This is a genomic window from Tessaracoccus sp. OH4464_COT-324 (genome assembly GCF_003932855.1).
GTDB lineage: Bacteria > Actinomycetota > Actinomycetes > Propionibacteriales > Propionibacteriaceae > Arachnia.
Genome location: NZ_RQYZ01000193.1, coordinates 1 through 300 on the forward strand (window position 1 = coordinate 1; position 300 = coordinate 300).

Below are 300 nucleotides of genomic sequence, written 5' to 3' on the forward strand. Positions count from 1 at the left end.
GTACAGGTATAAAAAATTGCCCTGTGATGCAATTGTCTGAGCAAGTACTTTCGCATTTTTCATCATTACGAGGCTTAATCAATGCTGATCAAAAGCACTTTTGCCAAATGAAAGGTTTAGGCATTACCCAATTTGTACAATTACAAGCCTGTACTGAAATGACTAAGCGTTATTTATTACAAGAATTACAGTTTGCTCAAGAATTTACCAGTCCTGATACAGTAAGAATGTATTTACAAACAGAATTAGAAAATAAGGATCGAGAAATTTTTATGGTGCTGTTTTTAGATAATCAACATC

1 pseudogene is annotated in these 300 nt (G+C 33.0%); it reads left to right on the forward strand.

Features of this window, described 5'->3' with window-relative positions:
- Nucleotides 1-23: 23 nt before the first annotated feature.
- Nucleotides 24-300: pseudogene (locus EII42_RS12750) on the forward strand (hypothetical protein); the annotation flags it as partial.